The organism is Desulfallas sp. Bu1-1 (assembly GCF_015594625.1).
Lineage (GTDB): Bacteria > Bacillota > Desulfotomaculia > Desulfotomaculales > Desulfallaceae > JADNRQ01.
In genome coordinates this window covers 1-255 of sequence record NZ_JADNRQ010000123.1, presented here as the reverse complement: position 1 = coordinate 255, position 255 = coordinate 1, and the positions used below count along the sequence as shown (strand labels likewise).

Sequence of the window (255 nt, the reverse complement as noted above, 5' to 3'; positions counted from 1 at the left end):
AGGTTTTCTCTTCCTTGACGGCATTGCGGGCGCGGTTCAATACCGGCACCATGTCGCCCAGGGTCTTAATCTCTTCGCCGCTCAAGCAGCGGATGACCGGCAGGTAGTAGGCGGTGTCGGGGTAGCCCACGGGGTGGTTCTTGCCGTACCTGCGGATGGCCTGGTTCAGCAGTATTTCCGCGTAGCTCAGGGCGGTGATGGTTCCTTCGTAGGCTTCCTTGAACAGTTTCTTGGGCTCCCGGCCCGGTTCTATGG

General features: G+C 60.0%; 1 pseudogene. It reads right to left on the bottom strand.

Annotation, left to right across the window (positions count from 1 at the left end):
* Positions 1 to 253 (bottom strand): annotated as a pseudogene (locus tag IT084_RS19200) (CO dehydrogenase/CO-methylating acetyl-CoA synthase complex subunit beta); the annotation flags it as partial.
* Positions 254 to 255 lie beyond the last annotated feature (2 nt).